This is a genomic window from Qipengyuania qiaonensis, assembly GCF_019711515.1.
GTDB classification, from domain to species: Bacteria; Pseudomonadota; Alphaproteobacteria; order Sphingomonadales; family Sphingomonadaceae; genus Qipengyuania; species Qipengyuania qiaonensis.
Window position 1 is genome coordinate 489757 of the sequence record NZ_JAIGNO010000001.1, and the last position, 20341, is coordinate 510097.

Here is a 20341-nt window from a genome sequence, read left to right on the forward strand (position 1 = left end):
GTGACCTTATGGCCCTGTCTCCTCAATGGCTCGACGAACTGCGCATGCGGACCACGCTGTCCGCAGTGATCGGCCGTACCTTACGGCTGACCAAGGCCGGCCGCGAATTCAAGGCCTGTTGCCCCTTCCACAACGAAAAGACGCCGAGCTTCTACGTCAACGACGAGAAGGGCTTTTATCATTGCTTCGGTTGCGAAGCGCATGGCGATGCGATCCGCTGGCTGACCGATCAGCGCGGCATGCCGTTCATGGACGCGGTGAAGGAACTGGCGGCGGAAGCGGGCATGGAAGTTCCCGCGCCCGATCCCCGGGCCGCGCAGCAGGCCGAAAAACGCGCCAGCCTCCACGACGTAACCGCCGCTGCACAGGAATGGTTCGAAGGCAATCTGCGCGGGTCAGACGGAGTTCAGGCGCGTGGCTATCTCGGTCGGCGCGGTTTTTCCGATGCGACCGTGCGAGAATTCGGCTTCGGCTATGCGCCCGAGGACCGGCAGGCATTGAAACGCGCTTTGGCGACGTTCGAAGAGCCGATGCTGATCGAGGCCGGGATGCGCATCACGGTCGAGGACAAGGAGCCTTACGACCGGTTCCGCGGCCGCCTGATGCTGCCGATCCACGATACACGCGGGCGGGTGATCGCCTTTGGCGGGCGTATTCTCGACGGCGAGGCCAATCCCAACGCGCCCAAATATCTCAACAGTCCCGACACGCCGCTCTTCGACAAAGGACGCACGCTCTACAACCTCCACCGCGCCGCTCCCGCCGCACGGCAGAGCGGGCGGATGATCGTGGTCGAAGGCTATATGGACGCAATCGCGCTCGCCAACGCCGGTATCCGCGAGGCGGTCGCCCCGCTCGGCACCGCGCTGACCGAAAACCAGATCGAACTGCTCTGGCGCCAGGTCGAACGACCGATCCTGTGCTTCGACGGCGACAATGCGGGCCAGCGCGCTGCCATGCGGGCAATATCGCGCGCGCTGCCGATGCTGCGCCCCGCCCATTCGCTGTCGATCGTCCGGTTGCCCGCCGGGCTCGATCCCGACGACCTGCTGCGCGAAAGAGGCCTGGGCGCAATGGAAGAATTGCTCGCCCGGCCCGCCAGCCTGCTCGATACGCTGTGGGAGTTCGAGAAGGCCGCTGCCCCGCTCAATTCGCCCGAGGACAAGGCCGGTCTCAAGGCGCGCCTGCTCGATCATGTCGACAGCATCCAACACCCCGACATTCGCGCGCTCTACAAACGCGAATTGCTCGAACGCTTTTCCGCCTTCGCCTTCCCGCCCCGTCCGCAGCGCGAATTCCGCCCGCGTGTCGACTGGAAGAAGGGTCCGTTCAGGCAGCCCGCGCCGACGCTGTCGCCCGATGCCCGCGACAGCCTGACGCGGGCGATGAAAGGCGGCGCGCGCGACGCGCTTACGCGGGCAGTCATCGCCGGCCTCGTGAAATACCCGGACCAGATCATACGGCACGAGGAAGCCCTGTCGGACCTTGCCAGGCGTGACCAAAATGTCGGCCCAGCGCTCGATTCGTTGCTCGAAGCCGCAGAGACGCTTGATTTGTCCGCGCAATCGACCATATCGCTGGAAAGAGGCCTTCCCGCCCCACCGGAAAAAACTGCATTCGCCTTCCTTCATGAAGGCACCGACCCGGTTGATGCGCGCGAGGATCTGGCCGAAGCCGTGTCGTTGCTGGTCGAAAGGCCGGCGCTGGAGGCTGCGCTTGCCGCGGCCACTGCGCGTTTTGAACGCGATCCGGAAGGCTCCATCGCCGAACAGGCCCGATTGCGCGAGCGATTGCTGGCACTTAACGAGCGGTTGAAGCGTTTCGGTCGCAGGAAAGCTGCGGCAGACGGTGAATCGGATTCATGATCCCCGCGGTTACGCGACCCGCGGGAAAAAGAAGACTGGACTGAATTACTCTATGGCCACCAAGTCGAAAACCAAGGACGATGGCGATGCTCCCCTGATCGACCTCAACGAAGCGTCGATCAAGAAGCTCATCACGAAGGCGAAGAGAAAGGGCTACGTCACCTATGACGAGCTCAACGATGCCTTGCCGCAGGGCGAGATGAGTTCGGACCAGATCGAGGATATCCAGTCCGCCCTGTCCGATATGGGCGTACAGATCGTCGAGAGCGATGAGGACGCCGAAGCGGCGGCCGAGGAAGCCGACGAAGTCGAGGAAATCTCCTCCGACGCGAAGAAGGACAGCAAGGCGGCCGCGAAGCCTGCCGCCAAGAAACTCGCCACCGGCGAGCGTACCGACGATCCGGTGCGCATGTATCTGCGCGAAATGGGCGCGGTCGAACTGCTCAGCCGCGAAGGCGAGATCGCCATCGCCAAGCGGATCGAGGCCGGGCGCGACATGATGATCATGGGCCTGTGCCAGTCACCGATCACCTTCCACGCAATCATTCAGTGGTCCGAGGCGCTCAACGCCGAGGAAATGCAGCTGCGCGAGATCCTCGATCTCGATGCGATGCTGTCGAAGGAACCGCCGGCGGACAAGCTGAACGACGATGCCGAGGACGATGACGACGACGGCGAAATCTCCGAAGAGACCGCCGGCCCGACCATCCGCGACGACGATGAGGATGAAGACGACGAGTCCGATTCCGAAGACGAGGACGGAGAGGAAAGCACATCCAAGAGCGACGACGATGACGACGAGGACAACACCATGTCGCTCGCGCAGATGGAAGCCGCGCTCAAGCCCGACGCCATCGAACGCTTCGCGCGCATTACCGACCTGTTCGGCAAGTTCGAAAAGCTCCAGAAGGAACGCGTCGAGGTAATGGCCCGCGGCGAGGCATTCACGCCGGCCAAGGAAAAGAAATACGAAGGGCTGTCGGAGCAGCTTACGGCCGAGGTCGAAAGTGTTCAGTTCCATGCGACCAAGATCGAATTCCTGGTCGACAACCTTTATGCATTCAATCGCCGGCTGACGGCGCTGGGCGGTCAGATGCTGCGCCTTGCCGAACGGCACAAAGTCAAGCGGATCGACTTTCTCGATGCCTATATCGGCAACGAACTCGATGACGCCTGGCTCAAGGACCGCGTGAAGAAGGACAAGAAGTGGGCCGCCTTCGCCGAGAAGGAGGCCGATGCCGTCGAGCGCATCCGGGCGGAGATTTCCGACATTGCCGGCCAGACCGGGATGGCGCTGGAAGAATTCCGCCGCATCGTGAACATGGTCCAGAAGGGCGAGCGCGAAGCGCGTATCGCCAAGAAGGAAATGGTCGAGGCAAACCTGCGCCTCGTGATCTCGATCGCCAAGAAATATACCAATCGCGGCCTGCAATTCCTGGACCTGATCCAGGAGGGCAATATCGGCTTGATGAAGGCGGTCGACAAGTTCGAGTACCGCCGCGGCTACAAATTCAGCACCTATGCCACGTGGTGGATCCGTCAGGCGATCACCCGCTCGATCGCCGATCAGGCGCGCACAATCCGCATCCCGGTTCACATGATCGAGACGATCAACAAGCTGGTTCGCTGCAGTCGCCAGTTCCTGCACGATCAGGGCCGCGAACCGACACCCGAAGAGATGGCCGAGAAGCTCTCCATGCCGCTTGAAAAGGTGCGCAAGGTGATGAAGATCGCCAAGGAACCGATCAGCCTCGAAACGCCCATCGGCGACGAGGAAGACTCGCACCTGGGCGATTTCATCGAGGACAAGAACGCGATCATCCCGGTCGATGCGGCGATCCAGGCGAACTTGAAGGAAACGGTCACCCGCGTCCTTGCCAGCCTGACTCCGCGCGAGGAGCGCGTGCTGCGCATGCGCTTCGGTATCGGTATGAATACCGACCACACGCTGGAAGAGGTCGGCCAGCAGTTCTCGGTTACCCGTGAACGCATCCGGCAGATCGAAGCGAAGGCGCTGCGCAAGCTCAAGCACCCGAGCCGGTCGCGGAAAATGCGGTCGTTCCTGGATCAGTAATGTGAAAACCTTCGTCGGGCTAAGACGAAGGTTTTTCCTGTCCTACATCGGAGGAGATGTGTCAGCATCCGGGCATGCCGGCGAATCCATCGATACGTCCCACTTGCTCCCGCGCTCACCGACCGCGGAAGGCTTTTCTGGCGGGCAATCTTCAGTATCGGGTTGCGCGACACGTCAGGTCTGCGGAAGGTCACACGGTAACCCGTCGCGAATGGCGCTTTCCGGCGACAAGACGCCGATAGTCACGGTTTTTAGCGCGCCTGTTTGCGTCAACACATTGCCGTCCTTTCGCCCGGGGGACAACCGAACGCATGGGTGGCGGTGGACGCGCCAAACGACTATGGGACCGCCATGCGTATAGCCATTGCCTCCGATCACGCCGCCATCGACCTCAAGGCCGAGCTGCGCGACTGGTTGATCGAGCAGGGCCATGAGGTCGCCGACCTTGGCCCGGAAAGCACCGACAGCGTCGATTATCCCGACTTCGGTTACAAGCTTGCCAGTGTCGTTGCCGACGGCACTGCCGAACGCGGCGTGGCGCTCTGCGGGTCGGGCATCGGTATCTCGATGAGCGTCAACCGGAATCCGGCCCTGCGTTGCGCGCTGGTGTCGGAACCGCTTTCCGCCAGCCTCGCGCGCGAACATAACGACGCCAATTGCATCGCCATGGGCGCCCGCCTGACCGGCAGTGACATGGCCAAGGCATGCCTTGCCGCCTTCCTCGAAACCGAATTCGCCGATTCTCTTCCTGACGGCACCGGGCGCCACCAGCGCCGCGTCGACAAGCTATCCAACCCTGAGGTCTGATTCCATGGCAACCCAGCCCGCCGCTACGTCCCGCTCACCCATCGACCGGTTCTGGCACGACACGCTCGAAGAGGCCGATCCTGAAATCTATGCGGCCGTGCGCAGCGAGCTCAAGCGGCAGCAGGACAAGATCGAGCTGATCGCGAGCGAAAACATCGCGTCGAGCGCGGTGCTCGAAGCGACCGGAACGGTCTTCACCAACAAATATGCCGAAGGCTATCCGGGCAAGCGCTATTATGGCGGGTGCGATTACGCCGACGTGGTCGAAACGCTGGCAATCGAGCGCGCCAAGCAATTGTTCGGTTGCGGTTTTGCCAATGTGCAGCCCAATTCGGGCAGCCAGATGAACCAGGCCGTGTTTCTCGCGCTGTTGCAGCCGGGGGACACCTTCATGGGTCTCGACCTCAATTCGGGCGGTCACCTCACCCATGGCTCGCCGGTTAATATGAGCGGCAAATGGTTCAATCCCGTCAGCTACGGCGTGCGCAAGGACAATGAACTGATCGACATGGAAGAGGTCATGGGGATAGCTAGGGCCAACAAGCCGAAGCTGATCATCGCCGGCGGCACCGCCTATTCGCGCGTGTGGGACTGGGAAGCTTTCCGTCGCGTGGCCGACGAGGTTGGCGCCTATCTGATGGTCGATATGAGCCACATCTCGGGTCTTGTAGCCGGCGGCGCGCACCCTTCGCCCTTCCCGCATGCGCATGTCGTCACGACCACCACGCACAAGAGTCTGCGTGGCCCGCGCTCGGGCGTGATCCTGTGGGATGACGAAGAACTGAGCAAACCGCTTAACATGGCCGTTTTCCCGGGTATGCAGGGCGGCCCGCTGATGCATGTCGTCGCAGCGAAGGCAGTAGCCTTTGGCGAGGCATTGCGCCCCGACTTCAAGGATTACGCCAATCGCGTCGTTGAAAACGCGCGAGCGCTGGCCGAAGGGATTGAGGCCAACGGCCTGCGCGTCGTGTCCGGCGGCACGGACAACCACTCCATGCTCGTCGATCTCACCGCCAGGGATGTGACGGGCAAGGATGCCGAGAAGGGTCTCGATCGCGCTTGGCTGACGTGCAACAAGAACGGCATCCCTTACGATACGCGCAGCCCCTTCGTGACCAGCGGCATCCGCCTGGGCACGCCTGCCGGCACTACGCGCGGCTTCGGGCCGGATGAGTTCCGAAAGATTGGCGCGCTGATCTGCGAGGTGGTAGACGGCCTGTCGCGCAATGGCCCCGAAGGTGATGGGCAGGTGGAAGATCAGGTGCGCGGCAAGGTGGCCGAGCTCTGCGCCGCCTTTCCCGTCTATCCGGGCCGCTAAGGAGACGAGCTATGGACGGCCGAGAACCGAACCATCAGGATCACGATCTGGTCTCCGACGCCGGAGACGAGATCAAGGGCATGGCCAAGCAAGGCCTCAACCATCCATCCACCAAACCGGTCCTGACCGGAGCTGCCATCGGGGCGATTGCAGGGGGGATCCTGCCCGTAGTAACCTGGCCGCTCGGCCTCGTCGCCGGGGCGGGTTTCATGCTCTACAAGCGCCTTCGACCCTGAATGCGCTGTCCGTTCTGCGCGCATGACGACACCCAGGTAAAGGATAGTCGTCCGACCGAGGATTCGACCTCGATCCGCCGCCGCCGCCAGTGTTCGAGTTGCGGCGCACGCTTCACGACATTCGAACGTGTTCAACTGCGCGAGGTCACGGTGGTCAAGAGCGGGAACCGCCGCCAGCCTTTCGATCGGGGCAAGCTGGAGCAGTCCATTGCGCTTGCCTGTCGCAAGCGCGACGTACCTCATGAAAGAATCGATCAGCTCGTCTCGGGCATTCAGCGGCAGGTCGAAATCGCCGGCGAGGCGGAAGTGTCGTCGCAGCGTATCGGCGAAATGGTTATGGATGGGCTTAAGGGCCTCGACAGCGTCGCCTATATTCGGTTCGCCAGCGTCTACCGCGATTTCAGCGAAGCGCGCGACTTCGAGGAGTTCGCCAGCACGGTGCAGGAAGCGGCCGCCAATGAACGAGGGTGAGACCCGCAAGCCCATCATTGTTCTCGTCCGCCCGCAACTAGGCGAGAATATCGGCAAGGCGGCACGCGCCATGCTCAATTTCGGGCTCACCGAGATGCGACTGGTCGAACCGCGCGACGGTTGGCCGAATCCGTCCGCCGGACCGGCGGCATCGGGCGCCGATATCGTGCTGAACCGCGCGCAGGTCTATGCTTCTACTGCCGACGCGGTAGCCGATTGCGCACATGTCTACGCGACGACGGTGCGCAAGCGCGGAGTGACGAAACCCGTGGTAACGCCGGCAGAGGCGAGCAGCGAAATCGCCGCTGCCCAAGGCCGGAGTGCGATCCTGTTCGGCCCGGAACGTTCGGGCCTGGAAACCGAGGATGTCGCCCTCGCCCGCGCTATCCTGACGGTGCCGATCAATCCGGAATTCGGTTCGCTCAATCTCGCGCAGGCGGTGATATTGTGCGCCTATGAATGTTCGAAGCATGAGGGGTTGGTGCAGCCGACGCAGGAAGATCTGCTACCGCCCGCCCCTCAGGAAGAACTCGACGGTCTGATCGCACATCTCGAGAGCATGCTCGAACCGAAGGGCTATTTCCGACCGGAGGCTCGGGCAGAGGCCACCCGCCGCACCCTGCGCGGGGTGCTGACCAAACCGGCGTGGAACCATCTCGAAGTGCGCACACTGCGCGGCGTGCTATCCTCGCTCCAACGCGAGCCCAGGCTCTAGGACCTAGGCCCTAGGCCCTGATCCGGTCCCATTCGACCAGTTCATAGGCTATCGACGTCTCGACCAGCTCGTTCCAGATCTGCCCGATCCCGTCGACCGGAAGATCGCGGCGCTGGGCATCGGCGCAGGCGTTTTCGACAACCTCGGCCTTGCGAGCCTCGTCGCGCACAACGTCACGGTCGGTCTTGATACGTGCAGCCGCTCGCATGTAGCCGAAGCGGCGGTCGAGCAGCTCCATCAACTCGCGATCTGTCGTATCCACCCCGATCCGCACTTCGGCCATAGTGGTGCAGTCCTCGGGAAGTTTGAAAGCGTCACTCATGGAGCAGCGCCCTGCCCCGCTTGAACGCTCTTGTCGAGCGACTATCTTACCGCTTGACGCGCTGCACGATATTGCTAGGAGCGCGCCTTCGCGAATTGGCTCCGCACCCCGGTGAAGCGGTAGCCGCGTCGGTCGAAAGATTGGCGGTGCGATGCCGGGTTAGATGGCTGCCATCGGGGCAGTCCAGCAAATTGAAGGAAATGCATATGACGAAGCGCACCAGCGCCAAGTACAAGCTCGACCGCCGGATGGGTGAAAACATCTGGGGTCGCCCGAACAGCCCCGTCAACAAGCGTTCCTACGGCCCAGGTCAGCATGGCCAGCGCCGCAAGGGCAAGATGAGCGACTTCGGTCTGCAGCTCCGAGCCAAGCAGAAGCTCAAGGGCTACTATGGCGACGTCACCGAGAAGCAGTTCAAGCGCACCTACAAGGAAGCGTCGGCGATGAAGGGCGACACCGGTCAGAACCTGATCGGCTTGCTCGAACAGCGCCTCGACATGGTCGTCTACCGCGCCAAGTTCGCGCCGACCATCTTCGCCGCCCGCCAGATCGTGAGCCACGGCCACATCTACCTGAATGGCGTGAAGACCAACATCGCTTCGGCCCGCGTCAAGGTCGGCGACGTTATCAGCCTCGGCAAGAAGGCGCAGGAAATGGCGCTCGTTATCGAAGCACAGAGCCTGCCCGAGCGTGACATTCCCGACTATGTCAGCCCGGACGGCAACGACAAGGTGACATTCGCCCGCGTGCCGAAACTCGACGAAGTGCCTTATCCGGTGACGATGGAACCGAACCTGGTGGTCGAGTTCTACTCGCGCTAAACCGAAGCAGTATCGACAGAATCAAGGGCGGTCCGTACGGGCCGCCCTTTTTGCATCAATTCATCTTATTTTCAGTGTTTTAGGGGGAACAGGCATCAAGATCGGTGGTTCGGTCTTCACCATGACCCAATACCGCTTCATCACTCCCAATCGTCGAGGTAAATGGTACGACAACCTCGGCGATGCCCAAGCTCGCGCCAATATCATCGGTGCAGGTTTTCTGGATGCTGCGGGAACCTTCGTTTCATACCGCGGCACCGTTTTGCACATGCGTGAAAAGAAGCCGGCCTGATTCAGTAACGACTGGCGATCTTCAGCGATTTCCAGACCATCGCGAAAATCGTGAAAGTGATCAAACCGCCCCAGAACCAGTACGGCAGAAACAACGCGTCGGCGATGCGACCGGTATCCGATATTGCCACTCGCCCATCGACACTTCCGCCCGGACTGAACAGATATCCGAGATCCTGATAAACACTGACTGCGCCCTGCACGCCAAGAAATTCGACCGCGATCCGCTGCCACTTCTCGTTCCCACGCAACGCGATATAAAACGATGCAGCCGCAAAAATCGGGAGCACGACCCATCCCGCGACCGACCGGACCCAGATTAGCGTCGAAAGCACAAGTGCGGCGCCGAGCCCCAGCAACACGATGCGAGTGGCACGGCGCGATCGCGATGCGATGATCATCAGGCAGCCGGCGATACTGGGGCCCAGTAGTCCCGCCGCTGCGACGGTCGCCTGACCGATAGCCCAGAGATTGCCGGAATATTCCGCGAAGCCCGAACCGTTTGCGAAGATAACGAGCCGTTCGAACTCGGCACCGAGCGCTGCCGCGGTCAGCCCGTGCGCCATTTCGTGAAACCATGTCGCCAGCAAGGTGAACGGCATCAGCACCAGCGTGCCGATCGCAGTCTGCCAAGCGATAATCGTCAACACGGCAAAAGCCACGATATAGCTTTGTTCGCGCTGGATCATCGGTTGCACTTCGTCCTGCGCGTAGGGTATGCCCCATTTCGCGGGCACGATGGGCTGGCCGGCATTTTCCTTCATTTCCCAAGACTATAACAGCCTCGGCTTAACGCAAGTAATCCCTTCGGAAATCGGCTGCAAAGGTCGCGAAGCAGCCCTTGCCAATCGCATCGCGCATGGCCTGCATCAGCTGCTGGTAGAATGCAATGTTGTGCTCCGTCATCAACATTGCCCCGAGAATTTCCTGCGATTTGACAAGATGGTGGAGGTAGGCACGCGTATAGGTACCGCACGTGTCGCAGGTACAACGGCTGTCGAGCGGTTCCTGATCTTCGGCAAAGCGCGCGTTTCTGAGATTGATCGGGCCGTTCCAGGTAAATGCCTGACCGTTGCGGCCCGAGCGGCTCGGTAGCACGCAATCGAACATATCGACTCCGCGCTCGACCGCGCCGACAAGGTCGTCAGGCTTGCCAACGCCCATCAGATAACGTGGACGGTCTACCGGCAGCTGGCCCGGCGCGTAATCGAGTGTGGCAAACATCGCCTCCTGTCCCTCGCCCACTGCAAGACCCCCGATAGCATAGCCGTCGAAGCCGATATCCGTGAGTTGCTCGGCGCTGATCTGGCGTAATTCTCGATCGAGCGCGCCCTGCTGAATGCCGAAGAGCGCCGCGCGTTGAGCGAGTTCTCCCCCGGCATCGAAACCGCTCCTGCTGCGCGCTGCCCAGCGCATGCTCATCTCCATGCTGGCGGCAATCTCTTCGCGGGGACGGTCGGCGCGTGGACATTCGTCGAAGGCCATGACGATATCGCTGCCAAGCAGACGCTGTATTTCTATGCTGCGTTCCGGTGTCAGCATGTGTTTCGAACCATCGATGTGGCTCCGAAACTCTACTCCTTCCTCCGTCAGCTTGCGCAGATCGGACAGGCTCATCACCTGATATCCACCGCTGTCGGTCAGGATCGGTCGATGCCAGTTCATGAACTTGTGCAGTCCGCCGAGCTTCGCCACACGCTCGGCTCCCGGGCGAAGCATCAGATGATAGGTATTGCCAAGAATAATGTCCGCGCCAGTCTTCCGCACGGTTTCGGGCTTCATCGCTTTGACTGTTGCCGCAGTGCCAACCGGCATGAAAGCAGGCGTGCGAATCTGCCCACGCAGCATGGATATCGTGCCAGTCCGGGCCGCGCCGTCGGAAGCCTCGACGGCGAAGGAAAAGCGGCTTTTCAAATTCAGAAGCCGTAGACGATCGATGCACGCGTCGATGTATCGGTCGACAAAGCGCCTACCGCTGGGTTGCTATCGTAGTCGATGGCATAGCTCATCCGCGCGCGCAGCTTATCGGTCACTTTGAAATCGAGACCGGTAACCAGGTTCAGCGTGGTACTCGTGCTGTCTACGATCACCAGCGCCTGTCCGCCGGTTTCGGCGACGGCGTTAGTATCCTGAGTAAGGGTCAGTCGATCGAAGACCCGCCAGTCGAAATCCAGGCCGGCGAGTGCAGCGATGCTGTTTTCGGTTCGGCCGTCGGTGTAGTCGGTGACCCGATAGGCCGGTCCCGCCTTGACGGAAAGACTGACGCCGTCGCCATCGACCACCTTATATCCCAGACCACCCGACAACGCGTATCTGCCATCGATACCCTGAAAAATGTCGCTATCGTACTGCGCCAATCCGTACGCGAAGATGTTTTCGCCAAACTCCCAACGTGGCTCATAGGAAGCGAAATACTTTTCGCGACTGGTAACGCCATCCTGGCGCTGGAAATCGAATCGACCTTTCAGACGATGGGACCAGTCGATCCCCTGACGCATCAAGCTAAGTGCAGCGGTAATGCCAGTCATCCTGCTATTGCCAGTGGAGTGGAACCCGCCCAGCTCGCCCTCTCCGGTCCATCGATCGAGCAATCCCGCCGTGCGAATCTCCTCTTCCTTCTTCTTTTCCGCCAGAGCAGCCTTCTCGGCACTCGCCTTTTTCCACTGGCCTTCGATCTGGGCGATCTCTTCGGCGTCGTCTGGCCAAGTCTTCCGCGCGAGTTCGATGACCGTGGCGATCTTCGTTTTGTCGCCGGCTGCCAAAGCCGTGTCGATCATCTGCCGCGCAGCTTCGGGCAGCTCGGCCTGCGCAGGCGCAGCAAGCGCAATCATGCCTATCATTGTGGCGCGAGATACGGTTCTGACAATCATACTCAGTACACTATCGAGGACACTGCCCGGTCGCCACCCTGGATCGACCGAATGCCTTCGTATTCAGGCGCGTAGTCTCCAACCTGTCCTGAAGATATAGGCGATCACCGCCACGCATATGGCGAGGAAGCCCAGCGTGATGGCGAAGCTTATCCAGATGTTGACATCGCTAGATCCATAGAACGTCCAGCGTAGTCCGCTCACCAGATAGACTATCGGATTGGCCAGGGCGATGGTGTCCCAAGGTTTGGGCAGCATATCGATCGAATAGAATGTGCCGCCCAAAAAGGTCAGCGGGGTGAGAAACAGCAAGGGTATAATGCCGAGTTTCTCGAAATTGTCGGCCCAGATGCCGAGGATGAACCCGAACAGGCTGAAGGCCGCCGCGACCAGCATGATGTAGAACACCGCCAGCAATGGATGGGCGATCGAATAATCCACGAACAATCGTGCCGTCACGAGAATGATCGTGGCAAGGATCAGGCTTTTGGTCATTGCGGCGCCTACGAAGCCAATCAGCGTTTCGGCAACTCCGACAGGTGCGCTCAGCAGTTCGTAGATCGTGCCGGTGAACCGCGGCATGTATATCCCGAAGCTCGAATTGCTGGTTGTCTCGCCCAGCAGCGTCAGCATGAGCAGCCCTGGAATGATGAAAGCGCCGTAATCGACACCGCCCAGGTCGGGCATGCGTCCGCCGATCGCTGCGCCGAACACGATGAAATAAAGCGATGTCGTCAATACGGGCGCAAGCACGGATTGGAATGCGGTACGCAAAAAGCGCATCAGTTCGCGTGTGTAGATTGCCCAGGTTGAGCGCCAGGAGATCATGCCGCGACCTCCTCGTCACCAAGCAGGGAGACGAATATGTCTTCCAAACTGCTCTCACGAGTATCGATGCCCGTATAGTCGATACCGGCCCTGATCAGGGCTTTTGTAAGCTCCGCGACTTCGGCCTTACCCTTGCCCGTACCATCGCCACCGCGATAACAGATTGACCGGCCGCCCTGCTCCAGTTCGACCGGGAAGCGGGCAATTTCCGGCGGCAGCACCGGCAAGGGCTCGGCCAACCAAATATGTGCCTCGGTCCGTCCGAGCCGTGCCATCATGGCGTCCTTCTCGTCGACCATCAGAAGCTTTCCGCGGTTGATGATGCCGACACGGTCGGCCATCATTTCCGCTTCTTCGATGTAGTGCGTCGTCAGGATGATGGTAACTCCCCTGCTCCGCATCTCATCGATGATCGCCCACATGCCTTTGCGCAATTCGACATCGACGCCAGCGGTCGGCTCGTCCAGGAAAAGCAGGTCCGGTTCGTGCGCGAGCGCCTTGGCGATCAGGACACGGCGCTTCATCCCGCCCGACAGAGCCATAATCCGTTCGTCGCGTTTTTCCCACAGGCTCAGACTTCGCAGGATCTCCTCGATCCGCTTCTTGTCGGGCGCCAGCCCGAAAAGTCCGCGCGAATAGCTAACAGCGCGGTGCACGGGCTCGAACATATCGGTGCTCAGTTCCTGTGGTACGAGGCCAATGCGGCTGCGTGCCTTGCGCCAGTCATTCTGAAGATCATGACCGAAAGCCCGGATCGTACCGGAGCTGGCGCGCACAAGCCCGCACACCGCGCCGATCAACGTCGTCTTGCCCGCGCCGTTCGGGCCGAGCAGGGCGAAAATTTCACCCTTGCGTATAGCCAGATCGACATTGTCGAGCGCTTTCAGCCCGCCGGGATAGACCTTGGACAGGCCGGATAACTCTAGAATCGAATCCACGAACGCTTAGCTAGCGGCGATCCAGTTGCCATGGAAGCCCGGAGGAATGAGGTGCGGGATTTGGATCGATGCAACCGGCTCTAGGCTAATCGCATCGAGAATTTCCAGCGCACTGGTGCGCAAGTTGCGGTCGATGACGTATCCCATCACCCAGCCATCGCCTTCCGGCGCATCGGCAGTCCGCGGTACGAACACGAATTCGCCCGGAATGCGCCCCTCGCCGAAATCGTGTTGAATGCGCTCACCGGTAGCAAGGTCCTGACGATAAAGCGGCATTGGGGCGACGAATTCGAGATCCCCGTCCTCGGGCAGTCCCATCGCCCAGAGATAGCGGTAGTCTTTGGTGAAATAGCGCTCGTCGGGTCGCGGGAATTCCTGTCCGGCGGAGTCGATCGTAGCGCGCCGGACAGTCCCGCCTTTTCCGTCGACAGTCCAACGCTCGAGCCCAAGCGCTCTGCCATAGGGGCCAGGCATCTCGCCATCGAAAATGGTCTCGTAGGCGCATAGGTCGATGATCACCTCGCCAGCTTCGTTCTCGAAGCTGTTGCCGACATGGAAGACATAGCAAGGCTCGACCTCGTGCCAGACCACCTCCCGCAGGCTATCCGCGCGCGACAGAAGGCCGACTCGCGCCGTGTGACTGCGGTTCCAACGATATGGGAATTTATGTCCCGCGATCAGCGCCTGCATCGAGAACGTCACCGGCAGATCGAGGATGACGACATAGTTCTCGGTCAGCGCGCAATCGTGGATCGATGGGCCGTTTCGAACCGCGATCTCGGTTTCCCGCAGCACTTTACCCGTTCGATCCATGGCGACATGACGGATCTTGTCGTGCAAGGCACCATCGTAGCAGATAGCGTGAAACTCACCATTGGCTGGGCATTGGTGCGGATGCGCGGTGAATGAACCGGTCAGGCCGCCGCCGAAATCGGAATAGGCAATGCTGTCGAGATTGCCGTCGAGTTCCACCGGGAAGCTGCTCGCCTCGACCAAAGCCATGATCTTCCCGCCGATGCCGAGGACATTGGTATTGACCGTATCGCCATGACCGCGACGGGGCCCTTCGACCGCGTCGGGGCCACCCTTCGCTGCAAGATCGCGCGAGCGGATGAAACGGTTGCGATACCATTCCGCCTTGCCGTATTTTAGCCGCACGCCATGGACCATCCCATCGCCGACGAACCAGTGATGGCCCTTGCTTCCTTCGCCAAACGGATTGGGGCCGATGCGGACGTAACGGCCATCGAGTTCGGCGGGGATGGAGCCCATTACGTCAAGGTTGTCGAGCGTGAACTCCTCTGTAAGCGGCGTATGCACGCCCCCGAGAAAAGGATTCTTCCCGGCATCGGGCAAGCGATAGCGGTTGATGTTGGCTACCGCCTGAATTGCCGGAGTTACCGCCTTGCGAATGGTTTTCTCGATGACGCTTGCCATGAACGACTCGCCAAAGCTAAAGTGAACAACGTAAACATAGAGATTATGGTAACAGTGTCAACATCCTCCCCGGCATATCATCACGGCAACTTGCGCGATGCCCTTCTTTCCTCCGGCATGAATGCGCTCGAGGGACCGGATGGCAAGGCACCTTCCTTGCGCGAGTTGGCCCGCGATGTGGGGGTTTCTCCTACCGCCGTCTATCGCCATTTTCCGGACAAGCAGGCGCTCGACAAAGCGCTGGCTCGCGAAGGGTTGAAGCTGCTCGGAAGCGAACAATCCGCAGCCGCGAAAAAAGCAGGCGGTGGAGCAGCGGGCTTTGCCGAGACGGGCAGAACCTATGTTCGGTTCGCCCTCGCCCATCCCGCTCTGTTCCGGCTGATGTTCACGCAGGGTCGCCCGATCGAAGACAGCGATGTGCCGGACGAAGCGCGCGCCCTGCTCATCGCCAACACCCGGGCGCTCGCCGGCAATCCCGAACGCGCTGAGACGCTGGCGCTGCAGGCATGGTCGATAGCCCACGGCATAGCCATGCTCATGCTCGATGGCCGGATACCCGCCGACGATTCCCTCATCGAACGGATGCTCGATACCGACAACCTGTTTCCCGATCAGGGAAGCAGTAGCGAGGAATCCCCGTAGCTATAGAACCGGTAATCGTTCGAAATGGCATGTTCGTAGGCGGTCAGCATGCGCTCACGCCCCATCAGCGCGCTCACCAGCATCATCAGTGTCGATTTGGGTAGATGGAAGTTGGTCATGAGCCCGTCCACGGCTCGGAACCGATATCCGGGGGTGATAAAGATGTCTGTATCGCCGGAGAATTCTCGCACGACTCCGTCCATTCCCGTCGCACTTTCCAGCAGACGAAGACTGGTGGTGCCGACCGCGATCAATCGTCCCCCTGCCATCTTGGCGGCATTCAGACGCGCGGCCACTTCCGGTTCGATACGGCCCCATTCGGAATGCATGGCATGGTCGTCGGTGTCCTCCGCCTTGACCGGCAGAAAGGTACCGGCACCTACGTGCAGCGTGAGCAACTCGCGCCTGATTCCTGCCGCGTCGAGCGCCTCGATCAGATCGGGCGTAAAATGCAGGGCGGCGGTCGGTGCGGCGACGGCGCCATCCCTCGCCGCGAACATGGTCTGGTAGTCTTGGCGGTCACGCTCGTCCGTTGCACGTTTGCCGGCAATATAGGGCGGCAGCGGCATCCGCCCCGCTCGTTCGAGCAACAGCTCGACGGGCTCTTCACCTTCGAACGCCAGGACGAAACTTCCATCCGGCAATCGCTGTTCGGCGAAGGCAGTGACTCCGCCCCCGAATTCCGCGACATCGCCAGCACGCAATCTTTTGGCATTACGCACGAAAGCCTGCCAGCGCCGGAGATCGATGCGTTTGTGCAGGGTGGCGCCAATTTTCGCATCGCCTCTGCGCCCCTCGAGCTGGGCAGGGATGACCCGCGTATCGTTGAACACCAGCACGTCGCCTGCGCGCAGCAATTGTGGCAGATCGCGCACGCCCCGATCCTCGAACGGCTTGTTGCCACGAACCACGAGCATGCGTGCAGCGTCGCGCGGCTGTGCCGGCCGCAAAGCAATCCGCTCGGGCGGCAGTTCGAAATCGAAAAGGTCGACCTTCATCGCGCCGCCCCTAATGCGGGCGCGGCATGATGGGAAGTCAGTTGCCGATCGGCGCGTTCAGATCGTCGATCGAAATGGATTCTTCCTGGATCTGCGGCGCAGGCATTGCCGGCACCGGCTTGTTGTCGGCGGCGATCGAGGCCTGCAGAACACGTGTGGGATTTGCGGGCGGTTCGCCACGCTGGATCGCATCGACCGCTGTCATGTTGGAGATAACGCGACCGAAATTGGTATAATTGCTGTCGAGGTTAAGCCGCGGATAGAAGACGATGAAGAATTGGCTATTGGCGCTGTCTTCACTGGCCGCGCGGGCCATGGAAACCGTGCCGCGCACATGGGGCATGCGGTTGAATTCCTCGGCTACGTCGGGAAGTTGCGAACCGCCTGTGCCGGTTCCTGTGGGATCTCCCGTCTGGGCCATGAACCCATCGATCACGCGGTGAAAGATCACTCCATCGTAAAAACCCTGACGAGTCAGTGTCTTGACGCGTTCCACATGGTTGGGCGCCCAATCGGGCTTCAGGCGGATTGCCACCCGCTCACCGGTCGAAAGATCCAGCAGAAGAATGTTTTCGAGATCTTCGTTGACGTTGAAATTGACCGGCGAGAACACACGAGTGTCGGCAGCATCTTCAGTATCGGCATCATCGTCAGTAGATGTCGACTGTCCGGCAGGGGCATTCTGCCCCGTTGAGATATCTTGTTCGGTTTGTTCGGTCGCGACCGGCTCTTCTTGCGCGTGAGCGACAAAAGGCGTGACGGCAAGCGTCAGCGCGGCAGCAATGGCAAGCGAAGTCTTGAGCATCGTCATTCCGTGGCAATGTCCTGAATGATGGGCCGTCTAGCGGGAGGCGTCTGTCGGTTCAATGAATAGGTTCGTCGCGCAGATCAGTCGCCGCGCTTGCCCATTTTCTGGACTCGTTCCTCCACGTCGGCACGCACCGCTGGAGTTACGAACTTCTCGATCGGACCGCCATAAAGGGCAATTTCCTTCACCAACCGGCTGGCTATCGGCTGGAGTTCGACATCGGCCATCAGAAAGACGGTTTCTATCCGATCGTTGAGCTGCCTGTTCATGCCGGTGAGCTGGTATTCATACTCGAAGTCCGTCACTCCGCGGATACCCCGGATCACGATGTCGGCTTTCATGTGCTCGGCAAAATTCATCAGGAGCGAGTTGAAGCCAACCACGCGAATGCTCTTGCTGGCCAATCCCGCAACTTCGCGTTCGACCATGGAGATGCGTTCGCCGTCATCGAACATCGGCGACTTCGCAATATTGGTCGTTACGCCGATGATCAATTCGTCGACCAACTTGGCACCGCGCTCGATTATATCCATATGGCCGAGCGTGATGGGATCGAACGTCCCGGGGTAAATGCCGACGCGTTTTGCCATCAATGATCTCTTTTCACGATGAAATTGGCAAGTTCCACCAGCAACCGTGCATCCTCGCCATGGCCGGAAAGATGCCGTCCGGCCTGTTCCACCAGCATGGTTGCTTGTGCCCGTGCCTGATCGGCCCCCATCAATGTCACAAAGGTCTGCTTGCCCTGCCCGTCGTCCTTGCGCAGCGCCTTGCCCGCTTTCTCCTCGTCGCCTTCCACATCCAGCAGATCATCGGCAATCTGGAACGCCAGGCCGATGTCTCGGGCATAGGCGCGCAAATGCGTGCGTCCTTCCGGGGGCACCCGTCCGAGCACCAAACCCATCTCGACACTCGCGGCGAGCAATGCACCGGTCTTGAGCTGCTGCAGCCGCGTAATCTGTCGCAGGTCGTAATCCTCCTGCTCCGAGACGATATCCATCATCTGGCCACCAGCCATGCCATCATGGCCGCTGGCTCGTGCCAAGGTCGCCACCAATTCGGCGCGCACGAAAGGATCCGTACTGGTGTCCGGCTGTGTCAGGATATCGAAAGCGAGAGCGTGTAGGCTATCGCCTGCGAGGACCGCAGTCGCTTCGTCGAACGCCTTGTGCACGGTGGGTTTGCCATGACGCAGGTCGTCGTCGTCCATGCAAGGAAGATCGTCATGGATGAGCGAATAAGCGTGGATCGCCTCGACCGCACATCCCGCGTTGATCGCCGCGTTCCGATTTACTCCGAACAGCTCCGAAGTCGCGACAAGGAGTAACGGACGTATGCGCTTGCCAGCACCGATCGCCGCGTAGCGCATCGCTTCGACCAGTCTCGCCCGGGTGTCGTCCGGTACCGGAAGAAAAGCATCGAAGGCGCTGTCCACCTCATCCTGGATTCGCTCGAAAGCTTCACCCAGCAGATCGGGCATGGCCGTCATAAAGGTCACGCTACGCTACCGGGATCGAAAGGCTCGGTCCCGGCGGGCTTTCCATCGGGACCGGCAACGATCTTCTCGATCCGCGCCTGGGCCGCGTCAAGCCGCGACTGACATGCCTTGCGCAGGTGTTCGCCGCGTTCATAGAGATCGATGCTCTCGTCCAAGGGGACTTCTCCACTCTCGAGCCGACGCACCACGCTTTCGAGTTCGCGTAGCGCCTGCTCGAAACTCAACTCCGAAATCTGTGATTGTTCCTCTGTCATTGAGGGCAAGCATTGACGGGTGGTCTGCGCGCGGTCAAGTAAGCCCAAAAGACGGGGAGCCAATATGACGTGGATTGTCGCCGCAGTCGCAGCCGCTTTGGTGTTTGGCGCCTTGGATGCCGTCTGGCTCAATTGGGCAGGCCCCAACTTCTACCGCCCTCAACTCGGCAACCTGCTGGCGGACAGCTTTAGTATGGCTCCCGCGCTAGTGTTCTATGCTGCCTATGTAGGCGCGATCGTATGGTTTGCGGTTCGACCGGGTTTGGCGAACGGGATCGAAGCGGCCATACTCAACGGCGCACTGCTCGGCGCAATCTGCTATGCGACCTACGATCTTACGAACCAGGCCACAATGCGTACCTGGCCGACGATCGTGACCGTCATCGACATTTGCTGGGGTACATTTGCCACTGCGGGCGCCGCCGGCGCCGCAACATTCGCTGCAAGAAAGTTCGGCTGAGCCGATGTTCATCGGTCACTTTGCGCCCGCCTTCATTGCACGCGGGCTAACCGAAGAAGCTCCCAAGCTGGGTACCTTGTTCGTAGCGGCGCAGCTGGTGGACTGGGGATTTTTTACGCTCGCCCTGATCGGCGTCGAAAAGCTGCGACTGGTTCCCGGCATCACCGCGATGAACCCGCTCGATCTCTATCACATGCCCTACACCCATAGTCTTTTGGGCACCGGGGCATGGGCGCTTGGCTTTGCCATGGTGATCTGGTTCGTGTCGCGTAATTTCGTCGCGGCGACTTGGGGTGCAATCGTCGTCATGAGCCATTGGCTTCTCGATCTTCTGGTCCATCGTCCGGACCTGACGATTGCCGGCGGCGAACACAAGCTCGGGTTCGGTCTCTGGGACTCGCCCCCTATCGCGATGCCGGTCGAGATCGGCCTGATCCTCGCGGCCTATCTGTTCTACATCAGTCGCACCAAGGGGCCACTCATCCCGCCGCTGATCCTGCTTGCCACCATGCTGCTGTTTCAGGCAATCAACTGGTTCGGTCCAAAACCCCAGGAAGCCGGTGTCGCCATGTTCGCCACGGCGCTGCTGTCCTTCGCAATACTGACCGCGCTGGCCTATTGGGTCCAGGCGACAAGGTGGCATAAAAACCAAGTGGGACTGGCAGTCCCGAGCGTGCGGCGCTAAGCG

24 protein-coding genes are annotated in these 20341 nt (G+C 60.5%); 12 read left to right on the top strand and 12 right to left on the bottom strand.

All coding sequences use genetic code 11. The annotated features are described in order from the left end of the window. The first annotated feature begins 8 nt into the window (after positions 1-8). From dnaG to K3174_RS02390, 7 genes are all read left to right on the top strand, one after another. Positions 9-1865: a DNA primase gene (gene dnaG, locus K3174_RS02360; RefSeq protein ID WP_221555285.1), complete on the top strand. Its 1857-nt coding sequence runs from the start codon at positions 9-11 to the stop codon at positions 1863-1865. 52 nt (positions 1866-1917) lie between these two features. After that, entirely contained in the window at positions 1918-3939 is a 2022-nt protein-coding gene (gene rpoD / locus K3174_RS02365; protein WP_221555286.1) for an RNA polymerase sigma factor RpoD, read from the top strand. A 351-nt stretch (positions 3940-4290) separates the two neighbouring features. Next, on the top strand, positions 4291-4746 hold the full coding sequence (locus tag K3174_RS02370; protein ID WP_221555287.1) for an RpiB/LacA/LacB family sugar-phosphate isomerase: 456 nt from the start codon (positions 4291-4293) through the stop codon (positions 4744-4746). Between the two features lie 4 nt (positions 4747-4750). Beyond that, positions 4751-6064, top strand: a complete 1314-nt coding sequence (glyA, locus tag K3174_RS02375; protein WP_221555288.1) for a serine hydroxymethyltransferase — start codon at positions 4751-4753, stop codon at positions 6062-6064. An 11-nt stretch (positions 6065-6075) separates the two neighbouring features. Next, on the top strand, positions 6076-6300 hold the full coding sequence (locus K3174_RS02380; protein ID WP_221555289.1) for a hypothetical protein: 225 nt from the start codon (positions 6076-6078) through the stop codon (positions 6298-6300). Further along, entirely contained in the window at positions 6301-6771 is a 471-nt protein-coding gene (gene nrdR, locus K3174_RS02385) for a transcriptional regulator NrdR (protein WP_221555290.1), read from the top strand. Beyond that, positions 6758-7486 (top strand): RNA methyltransferase, encoded by a 729-nt coding sequence (locus K3174_RS02390; RefSeq protein ID WP_221555291.1) that lies wholly within the window; start codon positions 6758-6760, stop codon positions 7484-7486. The genes nrdR and K3174_RS02390 overlap by 14 nt, the downstream gene beginning before the upstream one ends. Positions 7487-7496: 10 nt before the next feature. Here K3174_RS02390 and K3174_RS02395 read toward each other — a convergent pair whose 3' ends face one another. Next, on the bottom strand, positions 7497-7808 hold the full coding sequence (locus K3174_RS02395; protein ID WP_221555292.1) for a chorismate mutase: 312 nt from the start codon (positions 7806-7808) through the stop codon (positions 7497-7499). A 206-nt stretch (positions 7809-8014) separates the two neighbouring features. On the opposite strand from K3174_RS02395, the gene rpsD reads away from it, so the two are divergent. After that, positions 8015-8629 (top strand): 30S ribosomal protein S4, encoded by a 615-nt coding sequence (gene rpsD / locus K3174_RS02400; RefSeq protein ID WP_221555293.1) that lies wholly within the window; start codon positions 8015-8017, stop codon positions 8627-8629. A gap of 121 nt (positions 8630-8750) precedes the next feature. After that, positions 8751-8921: a hypothetical protein gene (locus tag K3174_RS02405; protein WP_221555294.1), complete on the top strand. Its 171-nt coding sequence runs from the start codon at positions 8751-8753 to the stop codon at positions 8919-8921. Position 8922: 1 nt separating this feature from the next. Here the strand turns inward: K3174_RS02405 and K3174_RS02410 are convergent, their stop codons facing one another. From K3174_RS02410 to K3174_RS02435, 6 genes are all read right to left on the bottom strand, one after another. Then, on the bottom strand, positions 8923-9684 hold the full coding sequence (locus tag K3174_RS02410; RefSeq protein ID WP_221555295.1) for a M50 family metallopeptidase: 762 nt from the start codon (positions 9682-9684) through the stop codon (positions 8923-8925). A gap of 25 nt (positions 9685-9709) precedes the next feature. Continuing rightward, complete coding sequence (gene tgt / locus K3174_RS02415; protein WP_221555296.1) at positions 9710-10834, bottom strand: tRNA guanosine(34) transglycosylase Tgt; 1125 nt, start codon at positions 10832-10834, stop codon at positions 9710-9712. A gap of 2 nt (positions 10835-10836) precedes the next feature. Beyond that, positions 10837-11751 carry a DUF481 domain-containing protein gene (locus tag K3174_RS02420; RefSeq protein WP_247711813.1) on the bottom strand — a complete coding sequence of 305 codons (915 nt, stop codon included), beginning with the start codon at positions 11749-11751 and terminating at the stop codon, positions 10837-10839. Between the two features lie 102 nt (positions 11752-11853). After that, entirely contained in the window at positions 11854-12618 is a 765-nt protein-coding gene (locus tag K3174_RS02425; protein ID WP_221555298.1) for an ABC transporter permease, read from the bottom strand. Continuing rightward, a complete protein-coding gene (locus K3174_RS02430; protein WP_221555299.1) occupies positions 12615-13556 on the bottom strand; it encodes an ABC transporter ATP-binding protein in 942 nt (313 codons plus the stop codon). The genes K3174_RS02425 and K3174_RS02430 overlap by 4 nt, the downstream gene beginning before the upstream one ends. A gap of 6 nt (positions 13557-13562) precedes the next feature. Next, the gene (locus K3174_RS02435; protein WP_221555300.1) at positions 13563-14993 is read right to left on the bottom strand and encodes an 8'-apo-carotenoid 13,14-cleaving dioxygenase; all 1431 of its coding nucleotides are present in this window, start codon (positions 14991-14993) and stop codon (positions 13563-13565) included. A 117-nt stretch (positions 14994-15110) separates the two neighbouring features. On the opposite strand from K3174_RS02435, the gene K3174_RS02440 reads away from it, so the two are divergent. Next, entirely contained in the window at positions 15111-15635 is a 525-nt protein-coding gene (locus tag K3174_RS02440; protein WP_247711814.1) for a TetR-like C-terminal domain-containing protein, read from the top strand. Here the strand turns inward: K3174_RS02440 and queA are convergent. The 5 genes from queA to K3174_RS02465 form a co-directional block, all read right to left on the bottom strand. After that, the gene (gene queA, locus K3174_RS02445; protein WP_221555302.1) at positions 15605-16633 is read right to left on the bottom strand and encodes a tRNA preQ1(34) S-adenosylmethionine ribosyltransferase-isomerase QueA; all 1029 of its coding nucleotides are present in this window, start codon (positions 16631-16633) and stop codon (positions 15605-15607) included. The two genes, K3174_RS02440 and queA, sit on opposite strands and share 31 nt — an antisense overlap. Positions 16634-16670: 37 nt before the next feature. Continuing rightward, positions 16671-17438, bottom strand: a complete 768-nt coding sequence (locus K3174_RS02450; RefSeq protein WP_221555410.1) for a peptidylprolyl isomerase — start codon at positions 17436-17438, stop codon at positions 16671-16673. 83 nt (positions 17439-17521) lie between these two features. Further along, positions 17522-18034: a pantetheine-phosphate adenylyltransferase gene (coaD, locus tag K3174_RS02455; RefSeq protein WP_221555303.1), complete on the bottom strand. Its 513-nt coding sequence runs from the start codon at positions 18032-18034 to the stop codon at positions 17522-17524. Next, positions 18031-18930 carry a polyprenyl synthetase family protein gene (locus K3174_RS02460; RefSeq protein ID WP_247711852.1) on the bottom strand — a complete coding sequence of 300 codons (900 nt, stop codon included), beginning with the start codon at positions 18928-18930 and terminating at the stop codon, positions 18031-18033. The genes coaD and K3174_RS02460 overlap by 4 nt, the downstream gene beginning before the upstream one ends. Positions 18931-18935: 5 nt before the next feature. Continuing rightward, entirely contained in the window at positions 18936-19193 is a 258-nt protein-coding gene (locus K3174_RS02465; protein WP_221555304.1) for an exodeoxyribonuclease VII small subunit, read from the bottom strand. A gap of 64 nt (positions 19194-19257) precedes the next feature. Here K3174_RS02465 and K3174_RS02470 point away from each other — a divergent pair, with 64 nt between their 5' ends. Together K3174_RS02470 and K3174_RS02475 are read left to right on the top strand one after the other, a co-directional pair. Beyond that, positions 19258-19653 carry a DUF2177 family protein gene (locus tag K3174_RS02470; protein WP_221555305.1) on the top strand — a complete coding sequence of 132 codons (396 nt, stop codon included), beginning with the start codon at positions 19258-19260 and terminating at the stop codon, positions 19651-19653. A gap of 4 nt (positions 19654-19657) precedes the next feature. Continuing rightward, a complete protein-coding gene (locus tag K3174_RS02475) occupies positions 19658-20338 on the top strand; it encodes a hypothetical protein (protein ID WP_221555306.1) in 681 nt (226 codons plus the stop codon). The last annotated feature ends 3 nt before the right edge of the window (positions 20339-20341 follow it).

Bases quoted from the DNA above. Each gene is read 5' to 3' on its own strand.
- K3174_RS02380 (WP_221555289.1), top strand. From the start codon at position 6,076: ATGGACGGCCGAGAACCGAACCATCAGGATCACGATCTGGTCTCCGAC.
- K3174_RS02440 (WP_247711814.1), top strand. From the start codon at position 15,111: ATGAATGCGCTCGAGGGACCGGATGGCAAGGCACCTTCCTTGCGCGAG.
- K3174_RS02425 (WP_221555298.1), bottom strand. From the start codon at position 12,618: ATGATCTCCTGGCGCTCAACCTGGGCAATCTACACACGCGAACTGATG.
- K3174_RS02435 (WP_221555300.1), bottom strand. From the start codon at position 14,993: ATGGCAAGCGTCATCGAGAAAACCATTCGCAAGGCGGTAACTCCGGCA.
- K3174_RS02465 (WP_221555304.1), bottom strand. From the start codon at position 19,193: ATGACAGAGGAACAATCACAGATTTCGGAGTTGAGTTTCGAGCAGGCG.
- dnaG (WP_221555285.1), top strand. From the start codon at position 9: ATGGCCCTGTCTCCTCAATGGCTCGACGAACTGCGCATGCGGACCACG.
- nrdR (WP_221555290.1), top strand. From the start codon at position 6,301: ATGCGCTGTCCGTTCTGCGCGCATGACGACACCCAGGTAAAGGATAGT.
- K3174_RS02390 (WP_221555291.1), top strand. From the start codon at position 6,758: ATGAACGAGGGTGAGACCCGCAAGCCCATCATTGTTCTCGTCCGCCCG.
- K3174_RS02405 (WP_221555294.1), top strand. From the start codon at position 8,751: ATGACCCAATACCGCTTCATCACTCCCAATCGTCGAGGTAAATGGTAC.
- rpoD (WP_221555286.1), top strand. From the start codon at position 1,918: ATGGCCACCAAGTCGAAAACCAAGGACGATGGCGATGCTCCCCTGATC.
- K3174_RS02410 (WP_221555295.1), bottom strand. From the start codon at position 9,684: ATGAAGGAAAATGCCGGCCAGCCCATCGTGCCCGCGAAATGGGGCATA.
- K3174_RS02475 (WP_221555306.1), top strand. From the start codon at position 19,658: ATGTTCATCGGTCACTTTGCGCCCGCCTTCATTGCACGCGGGCTAACC.
- K3174_RS02450 (WP_221555410.1), bottom strand. From the start codon at position 17,438: ATGCTCAAGACTTCGCTTGCCATTGCTGCCGCGCTGACGCTTGCCGTC.
- K3174_RS02420 (WP_247711813.1), bottom strand. From the start codon at position 11,751: ATGATTGCGCTTGCTGCGCCTGCGCAGGCCGAGCTGCCCGAAGCTGCG.
- K3174_RS02370 (WP_221555287.1), top strand. From the start codon at position 4,291: ATGCGTATAGCCATTGCCTCCGATCACGCCGCCATCGACCTCAAGGCC.
- rpsD (WP_221555293.1), top strand. From the start codon at position 8,015: ATGACGAAGCGCACCAGCGCCAAGTACAAGCTCGACCGCCGGATGGGT.
- K3174_RS02470 (WP_221555305.1), top strand. From the start codon at position 19,258: ATGACGTGGATTGTCGCCGCAGTCGCAGCCGCTTTGGTGTTTGGCGCC.
- glyA (WP_221555288.1), top strand. From the start codon at position 4,751: ATGGCAACCCAGCCCGCCGCTACGTCCCGCTCACCCATCGACCGGTTC.
- K3174_RS02395 (WP_221555292.1), bottom strand. From the start codon at position 7,808: ATGAGTGACGCTTTCAAACTTCCCGAGGACTGCACCACTATGGCCGAA.
- K3174_RS02460 (WP_247711852.1), bottom strand. From the start codon at position 18,930: ATGACGGCCATGCCCGATCTGCTGGGTGAAGCTTTCGAGCGAATCCAG.
- queA (WP_221555302.1), bottom strand. From the start codon at position 16,633: ATGAAGGTCGACCTTTTCGATTTCGAACTGCCGCCCGAGCGGATTGCT.